Raw genomic sequence first — 8,620 nt, 5'->3', positions numbered from 1 at the left:
GCAGTGGCCACTTTAGCGGGAACACTCCAGACAGTACCACGCTCACATCAGCAGAGGTTGAGTAGGCCCCGACTGAACGCGCAGGCGAGCCCCGCCTCTCTCAGCCGCATTCTGTGGATGACAGATCGCTACAGGCCGTACGACACCCAAGTGAGAAACCGACAGGGTCTTGAGAACCGACACGGCACCTACAACCCCCGCGCCATGTCGACGAACCGCGAGTAGTGCAGCTGGTGGGCCACGGTGATGGTGGAGGTCGGGCCGCCACGGTGCTTGCCCAGGATCAGGTCGGCCTCGCCGGCGCGGGGGTCGTCGCGCTCGGTGGAGTCGGGGCGGTGGAGCAGCATGACGATGTCAGCGTCCTGCTCCAGCGAGCCGGACTCGCGGAGGTCGGAGACCTGGGGCCGCTTGTCGGTGCGCTGCTCGGGGCCACGGTTCAGCTGGGAGATGGCGATCAGGGGTACGTCGAGCTCCTTGGCCAGCAGTTTGAGCTGGCGGGAGAACTCGGAGACCTCCTGCTGGCGGGACTCGACCTTCTTGCCACTGGACATCAGCTGCAGGTAGTCCACCACGATCAGGCGCAGGTCGTGCTTCTGCTTGAGACGGCGGGCCTTGGCCCGGATCTCCATCATGGTGAGGTTGGGCGAGTCGTCGATGAACAGCGGCGCCTCGGAGATCTCGCCCATCCGCCGGGCCATGCGGGTCCAGTCCTCGTCGCTCATCTTTCCCGACTTCATGTCGGAGAGCTTGACGCGTGCCTCGGCGCTCATGAGGCGCATGACGATCTCGGTCTTGCTCATCTCGAGGGAGAACAGCACGGAGGAGAGCCCGTTCTTGATCGAGCACGAGCGCATGATGTCCAGGCCGATGGTGGAGTTGTGCGTGGGGATCGCGGTGGGGCCGGCCAGGTACAGGTGATCGTCGGCGGCCACCTCGATGCACCTCACCGGCACGCTGTGCGCGCCCCGGACGTCGATGATCAGCCGGTCGGGTCGGCCCGAACCGGCGCTCTCGGGCACGAGGATCCCGAAGTCGCTCACCAGCATCAGCGTCTCGAGGGACTTGGTGGTGACGGTCTGGTGGGTGCCGCCCATCTCGATCCGCCACTCGTGCTCCGCGTCGGCCACGATCTCCGCGCCGTCGTTGAACCGCAGAGTGAAGCAGGGACGGTCCTCCCACACCTCGGTCACAGCCACCACCTCGGTCGGCTGCCCGTCGGAGCCGAGCACCCGGTCGCCGACGCCCACCTCCCCCATGGTCGTCTCACCGTCCGGGGTCGGGAGGACGGTGTCCAGGGCGAGGGCCTTACCGACGCCGGGGCGGGCGGCGATGATGATCATCTGCCCGCCGTGGAGGCCGTTGGTGACGGCGTCGAGGTCGGCGAAGCCCGTGGGGACACCGTTGCTCAGCCCGCCGGCGGTGTGGATGGCGTCGATCTCGTCCATCGTGGGCTGCAGGAGCTCCTCGATGATCACGTAGTCCTCGGTGGTCCGGCGCTCGGTCACCTCGAAGATCTCCGCCTGCGCCCGGTCCACGACCTCGGCCACGTCGGCGCCCTCGGACCCCGAGTAGCCGAACTGCACGATTCGCGTGCCCGCGTCGACCAGGCGGCGCAGGATCGCCTTCTCCGAGACGATCTGCGCGTAATACCCGGCGTTGGCGGCCGTGGGAACGGTGGAGATGAGCGTGTGGAGGTAGGTGGCCCCGCCGGCCCTCCGGAGATCGCCACGCCGGTCCAGCTCGGCGGCCACGGTGACGGCGTCCGCCGGCTCGCCGCGGGCGTAGAGGTCCAGGATCACGTCATAGACGGCCTGGTGCGACGGTTTGTAGAAGTCGCCCGGCTGGATCTCCTCCACCACGTCCGCGATGGCGTCCTTGCTGAGGAGCATCCCGCCCAGCACCGACTGCTCCGCGGTGAGATCCTGCGGCGGGGTGCGACCGAAGTCCGAGCCCCCACCCTCGTCAGGCGGAGGCGGCATCTCGTCGGATCCGTCGAATCCCCCCTGCGCCATGACCTCTCCTCTCCGCCTCACGCCCTCGCGTGCGGTACTCCCGAGCCGACTCGCCTGCTCCGCGTGACCAGTTCACTGTAGGCCACCGGAGCGACACGCCCGGCAGTCACCCATCAAGTTATCCACAGGTTTCTCCACAATCGTTGGTGGCCGACTGTGGACAACTGTGGATGAATGTGCGATTCGCTGGGCCGACGCCGGGCCACCTGTGGACAACCAGTGGAGTACACGGTCGCGAATGAACAAACGTGCTGGTCATCCCCTACTTTGTCGCCGCGGTGGTCGGTGGAGAGCTGCCGTTAACACGAACCCCTCGTCGACGCAATAGGTAACGAAAGATGAACATTATCGGTATCGGAACCGACACCATTGTATTTAGCCGCCGGCGTTATCCACAGGCGGTCCACAACCCCGGGGCGTCCATGACGAAGGCCCCGGCCGTCTCGGACGACGACCGGGGCCCTTCGTGGGAGATCAGGCGGGAACGACCTCGAACGCGACCTTGGCGGTCGTGTCGTGACCCAGTTCGACGACGACGCTCTGGGCGCCGGTCGACTTGATGTGCTCCTTGGGCATGTGGACGGCGCGCTTGTCGACCGCCGGCCCCCCGGCCGACTTGATCGCGGACGCGACGTCGCCCGCGGTGACCGAGCCGAACAGCTTGCCGGTGTCGGAGGTCTTGACCGCGACCTTGACGTCCGCGAGCGACTCGAGCTTTTGCTTGAGCTCGTTGGCGTGGTCCGAGTCGCGCACCTCACGGGCCTCCTGGACCCGCTTGATCGACTCGATCTGACGCTCGGCGCCCGGGGTGGCCACGATGGCCAGCCCGCGCGGGAGCAGGAAGTTGCGACCGTATCCGCCCTTGACCTCGACGATGTCGCCCGGCGCACCGAGCTTGTCGACGTCGGCGGTGAGGATCAGCTTCATGATCCGTCTACCTTTCTTTCCTCCGACGAGCCGACCGGGGCCGGACTCTCGCGAGGTCATGTCTCTTGCTTATGGGGTGGGGCGCATCTCGCGCCCCGAGGGAAAAGACCCTGGGGTCAGAACGGGGGCTCGTCGTCCATGCCGCCGAAGCCACCGGAACCGCCGGCCCGGGGAGCGCTGCCCCACGGATCGTCGTTCTGCTGGCCGCCGCCCTGGCCGCCGCCGTAACCGCCCTGCGACTGGCCGCCGGACTGGAATCCGCCGCCCTGCTGACCGCCGCCCTGCTGGCCACCACCCTGGAAACCGCCCCCGCCGCCATCGCGGTTGGTGCGGGTGACCTTGGCCGTGGCGTACTTAAGCGACGGGCCGACCTCGTCGACCTCCACCTCGTAGACCGTGCGCTTCTCGCCCTCACGGGTCTCGTACGACCGTTGACGCAGGCGACCGTTGACGATGACGCGCATCCCCTTCTGCAGGGACTCCGCCACGTTCTCGGCGGCCTGACGCCACACGTTGCAGGTGAGGAACAGGCCTTCGCCGTCCTCCCACTGGTTGGTCTGGGAGTTGAAGCGGCGCGGCGTCGAGGCGATCCGGAAGTTCGCCACCGCGGCACCCGACGGCGTGAACCGCAGCTCGGGGTCCGCGACGATGTTCCCGACCACGGTGATGGGGGTGTCGCCCTGTGCCATGCGCTTGTCCTCCGTGTTGACGCTCAGGTGGATGTGATCGGAGCTCGACCGACCATGCCCAGGTTAGCGGGCGAGCCGGCGGGCCCGGGTCACTTGTCGGCGCGGAGCACCTTGGTGCGGAGCACGTTCTCGTTCAGTCCGAGCTGGCGATCCAGCTCCTTGACCGCGTCCGGGTCGGACTTGATCTGGACGACGGCGTAGATGCCCTCGGTCTGCTTGTTGATCTCGTAGGCGAAGCGGCGCTTGCCCCAGACATCGACCTTGTCGACCGAGCCGCCCTCTTGCCGGATCACGTTGAGGAACGTGTCCAGCGACGGCGCCACGGTGCGCTCGTCGAGACTCGGATCGAGGATGACCATCACTTCGTATTGACGCATGGGACCTCATCACCTCCTGTGGACTACAGATTCGGCCACGGGATCTCCGTGGCAGGAGGGTCGTTGCGTCAGCAACCCGGTAAGGCTACCCCGCGTGCGCTCGGCGAACGAAATCCCCCGGGGCCGTGGCCCCGCCCGACCCCTCGGGCCACTGTGACCCCCGATGGCCTGTCTGACCCGTGTGACCCGTCAGAGATCGTCGAGCCCGATGTACCCGTCCTCGACCGCGCGCACCAGCAGTCGCACCTTCGTCCGGGCAGGACGGCCCACCGCGTCGTACTTCGACCGCACCCGCTGGATGTAGGTGCTGACGGTGGAGTCCGCGAGGAACAGGCGCTCGGTGACCTCCCGCTTGCTGTCGCAGGCGAGCCAGGCGATCAGCACCTCGACCTCGCGCTCGCTGAGGTCAGGGCGAGGTGTCGGATGCGGTGCCGGACACGGCGCCGGACACGGCGACGGGGGCGAGGTGGGCCGAATATCGGTCCGGCGAGTGGTGTCGCGGGTCGGCGTGAAAGGGAGTGTGGCAGTCACGAAGTCCTCCGTCAGGTGAGAGTGAGCTAATAGTGCTGCGGCATCCTCAGCTGGTCATCCGTGGGCGAATTGTCCGTACGAGTCCGTACGGCGATGTCGTACGATCGTGGGAAATCCCTGCAAGAAGCGCATAAGCCGCCCCAGATGCGGAAATCCGGACCGTACGATGTTTACCGTGGACACCACTCCCGGACCTCCCAACGCTGCCCACGAGGCTTCAGACCCCTCTCAGGTTCAGACACGCGAGGAGCTCGGAGCAGCCCTCACGGCACTCCGTGCGGCCGCCGGGATGTCCGTCCGGGATGTGGTGCGTCTCGTGCCGGCGCTCACCCTTGGAACGGCCTCCGGCTGGTTCTCCGGACAGCACGTCCCCACGCGATCGAGCGAGGCCACCCTCGTCACCGTGCTCGACCTCCTCGGGGTCAACGGGGTCAACGGGGACACCGGAAACACTGACGAGTGGCTCGCGGCCGTCGAACGGGTCCGCTCCCGCCCCGGACCCCGACGGGCCGGGCCTCGGGGGGCCGACGCGGACCGCACCGGCGAGACGGGCCCGGGTTCCGGGTCCGAGGACGGGGCACCGTCCGGGACGCCGTCGGCACGCGACCGCGTCCCCCCGCGTTCTGCGGTCCCCCGGCCGACCGACTCCGACAGTCCGTATGTCGGCCTCCGACCGTACGACGCCCTCGACTCACCTCTGTTCCACGGCCGCGCACCAGAGATCGAGCTGGTCCTGCGCCGGAGTGCCGAGGGGCGTACGCGGATCCTGATGGTGGTGGGGGCGTCCGGTTCCGGGAAGTCCTCACTCCTGGCCGCCGGTGTCGCCCCGCGGTGGGCGGACGACGGCTCGTCGGTGGTGATCGCCCGACCTGAGGAGGTGGATGCCGACCTGGCCGGGTCGGCGGACCACCTGATCGTCGACCAGTTGGAGGAGCTCTGGGGCGCCGACGTCGACGACGCCACGCGAGCCGGGGTCCTGGAGCTGCTGGCACAGCGGGCGGCACGCGGCCTGCCCACCGTCGCCGCACTGCGCGCCGACTTCTTCCAGCCCGCCCTAGCGGAACCGGTACTCCGAGAGGCCCTCGACGACCCGGTGGTGATCGGCCCTCCAAGCAGAGAGGCACTCGCGGAGATCATCGTCGAACCGGCCCGCTCGCTCGGCTACACCGTCGAGTCCTCGCTGGTGACCCTGCTGCTCGACACGGTCGTCCCGGCGGATGGCGGCGGGGACGAGCGGTCCCTTCTCCCCCTGCTCTCCCACGTCCTGCTGGTCTGCTGGGAACGAAGTCGCCGGCGGCGGATCACCGTCGACGATTACTACGCCTCCGGGGGCACCGAGGGCGCGATCCGGGCCACCGCCGAAGCCGTCTACCAGCAGCTGGGGCCGACCGGGCGCAGAGACTGCCGAGCGCTCTTCCTCCGCCTGGTCGACGTCCGATCGGCGCGGACCGTCCGCCGCCGCGCCCCGCTGTCGGAGCTGTCGGAGGAACTCCTCGCCGTGGCCGCGCCCTTCGCCGACGTGGGGCTGCTCACGGTCGACGGCGAGGCCGTCACGCCCACCCACGAGGTCGTCTTCTCCTCCTGGCCCCGGCTGGTCGACTGGATCGACTCCGACCGGGAGGGTCTGCGCGTGCTCGGCCGGGTGCGTTCCTGGGCCGCCGACTGGGAGGCCAGCGGGCGGGACGACGGCGCCCTGCCGTCCGCCTCGGCGAGCGCGGATCTCGAGCTGTGGCGCGACCGGAGCGAGAGCTCCGGAGTGCATCTGGCGCCCTCCGAGCTGGACTTCCTGGACGCCGCCGCCGCCCACCACGAGGCCGTGGCGCGGCGGGACCGCAACCGGATCCGCACTCTCACGACGCTCGCGGGGTCGCTCGCGGTGGTCACCGTCCTGGCGCTCGTCGCCACCGGCTTCGCACTCCGCGCCACCGCGACCGCGCAGGAGACCCGTGATTCGGCACTGTCCCGCTCCGGAGCTGTCTCCTCCGCGACCGCGTTCAGCCGAGACCCCGCCCTCGGCCGGATGCTCGCACTGGCCGCGTATCGGATCCACCCCACCACCGAGGCCCGGTCCGCTCTCCTTAACACCAGCAGGGCCGATGTGCCTCTCCGTTTCGAGACCTCGGCCGGTAGCGGACGGGTGATCCCACTGCCGGACGCCGGTGCCTTCGCCGCGGTCGGTTCCGACGGCACACTCCGGATCTTCCGCGAGGACGGCGGTCCACCCCACGCTGCTCTCGGCCTTACCTCCGGCGACAGACACGAACTCCACTCCTCCGATCTCTCACCGGACGGCGCGGTCCTGGCCGTCGCCGGACAGGGCGGGGTACACCTGGTCGACGTGCGGGACACCTCGGCACCCGTCACGCTCTCCACCCTGGACGCGGACGACGCCCCGTTCCACTCCGTGGCCTTCTCACCCGACGGCCGGACCCTCGCCGCCGGCTCACACGACGGCCGTGTCCTGCGCTGGCCGGTCGCCGAGCGGGGCGGGATTCCCACCGTGACCGATCTCGGAGCACGGGTGGCCACGCCCGACCCCGGCTCGGAGACGGTCAGGCCGGTGGAGGCACTGGCGTGGCTCCCCGATTCGTCCACCCTGCTCGTCACCAACCGTACGTTCGGCATCAAGACCCTCCTCGACGCGGCGGCCGATGGGTCCGGGAGGCGCGGTCCGGACATCGACACCGGTCCCGTCGCCATCCCGCTCTCCCTCGCCGTCAGCCCGGACGGCACCCGGATCGCCGCGGGCACGACTGACCGCTCGGTCCAGCGATGGGCGGTGGAGCGGGGCGACCTGTCCGGGGCCCGCCCCCTGCCCTCCCTCGGTGGGTGGAACGCCTATGTCAACGACGTCTCCTACGACGACTCCGGGCGACTCGCGGCCGCGGGGTCCGACGAACGGATCCGCGTCTACGGTGCCACCGGCGAGATGCTCATCGAGCTGCCCGCCTCGCAGGTCGCCACCGGTGCGCGGTTCATGGACGAGGATCACCTGCTCACCTACTCCGTCGACGGCCTCGTCAGGCTCTGGCCACTCGATCGGCTGGGCGCGGCCTCCGAATCCAACTCGATCTTCCAGACGGGCTCCTCCGCGGATCGAACGACCGGGGTGCTCGGCGTCACCGCCGCCGAGCTCCACCACACGATCGTCGACACCACGGGCCCCGTACCGGTGGAGACCGGGCAGGTCGTCCCCGATCCCGAGACCAGGTTCAGCGGTTCCGTCGCCATGTCCCCGGACGGCCGGGCGGTCTACGCCGGACTCGCGGACGGCGGCATCCAGGTGTTCACCGCACCCTTCGGCTCCGCGACCCGCTCGACCGCGAGCCTGCCCGTCACCGGTGGGGTCGTGGTGGCCACCCCGCTCAGCCCGGACGGCCGCACGCTGGCCGTGTGCAGCGACACCGACCGACAGCTCGGGCTGGTCGACGTGAGCGACCCGACTCGCCCGAGCCTGCGCGTCACCATCCCACTGCCCGACCCGTGCGTGGTGGCCGAGTTCTCCTCCGACTCCCGGCAGCTCGTCGTGCCCACGCTCGGACCGGAGACGGTGATCATCGACACCACCGACCCGGACCGGCCCTCGTTCGCGCACCGGCTCACCACCGGGATCGGTGGTTCCCCGGCGGCCGGATACGCCCACGACTCACCGCTCCTGGTCACCTCGGGGGGCGACAAGACCGTGCGACTGTGGGATGCGAGCGATCCCACCGCCCCTCGCGAACTGTCCTCGTTCGTCGCACCGCCCGGCGAGATCTACTGGGCCGGGTTCTCGGCGGACGATTCGCGGGTCGTGCTCACCTCGAGCACGGGGCAGGTCTCCGTCGTCGACATCACCGACCCCGGCACCCCGCGACCGTGGGCCGTCCTCGCCGGCACCACCGACGCCCTGCTCTACCAGGCGCGGGCAGCATCCCCCGAGGGGGATGTGCTCGCCGTCGGGACGGAAGGCGCCATCTGGATGTGGCGGCTCGACGTGGACCGGGTGATCGACGAGGCGTGCGCCGGCGGGGTGCAGCTCACCGCGGAGGAATGGGCCCGTCACTTCCCGGACACCGAGCCGTTCGACCTGTGCGACTGATCA

General features: G+C 69.5%; 6 protein-coding genes. 1 reads left to right on the top strand and 5 read right to left on the bottom strand.

Annotated features, from left to right (window positions below):
- Positions 1 to 188 precede the first annotated feature (188 nt).
- The 5 genes from dnaB to CEY15_RS19035 all read right to left on the bottom strand — a co-directional run bounded on the left by dnaB (position 189) and on the right by CEY15_RS19035 (position 4,536).
- A complete protein-coding gene (gene dnaB / locus CEY15_RS16425) occupies positions 189 to 1,979 on the bottom strand; it encodes a replicative DNA helicase (protein ID WP_176475164.1) in 1,791 nt (596 codons plus the stop codon).
- A gap of 507 nt (positions 1,980 to 2,486) precedes the next feature.
- Positions 2,487 to 2,939: a 50S ribosomal protein L9 gene (rplI, locus tag CEY15_RS16420; RefSeq protein WP_095719328.1), complete on the bottom strand. Its 453-nt coding sequence runs from the start codon at positions 2,937 to 2,939 to the stop codon at positions 2,487 to 2,489.
- Positions 2,940 to 3,055: 116 nt separating this feature from the next.
- On the bottom strand, positions 3,056 to 3,628 hold the full coding sequence (locus CEY15_RS16415) for a single-stranded DNA-binding protein (RefSeq protein WP_095719327.1): 573 nt from the start codon (positions 3,626 to 3,628) through the stop codon (positions 3,056 to 3,058).
- A gap of 89 nt (positions 3,629 to 3,717) precedes the next feature.
- A complete protein-coding gene (gene rpsF / locus CEY15_RS16410; protein ID WP_031264380.1) occupies positions 3,718 to 4,005 on the bottom strand; it encodes a 30S ribosomal protein S6 in 288 nt (95 codons plus the stop codon).
- Positions 4,006 to 4,194: 189 nt separating this feature from the next.
- Positions 4,195 to 4,536: a LuxR C-terminal-related transcriptional regulator gene (locus tag CEY15_RS19035; RefSeq protein ID WP_281254074.1), complete on the bottom strand. Its 342-nt coding sequence runs from the start codon at positions 4,534 to 4,536 to the stop codon at positions 4,195 to 4,197.
- 175 nt (positions 4,537 to 4,711) lie between these two features.
- On the opposite strand from CEY15_RS19035, the gene CEY15_RS16400 reads away from it, so the two are divergent.
- Positions 4,712 to 8,617: an NACHT and WD repeat domain-containing protein gene (locus CEY15_RS16400; protein WP_176475162.1), complete on the top strand. Its 3,906-nt coding sequence runs from the start codon at positions 4,712 to 4,714 to the stop codon at positions 8,615 to 8,617.
- Positions 8,618 to 8,620: the final 3 nt, after the last annotated feature.

It is taken from the genome of Dietzia natronolimnaea (assembly GCF_002289575.1).
Taxonomy (GTDB): Bacteria; Actinomycetota; Actinomycetes; order Mycobacteriales; family Mycobacteriaceae; genus Dietzia; species Dietzia natronolimnaea_A.
Note: the sequence above shows the minus strand (reverse complement) of the source record. Positions and strands in the feature narration are given on the sequence as shown.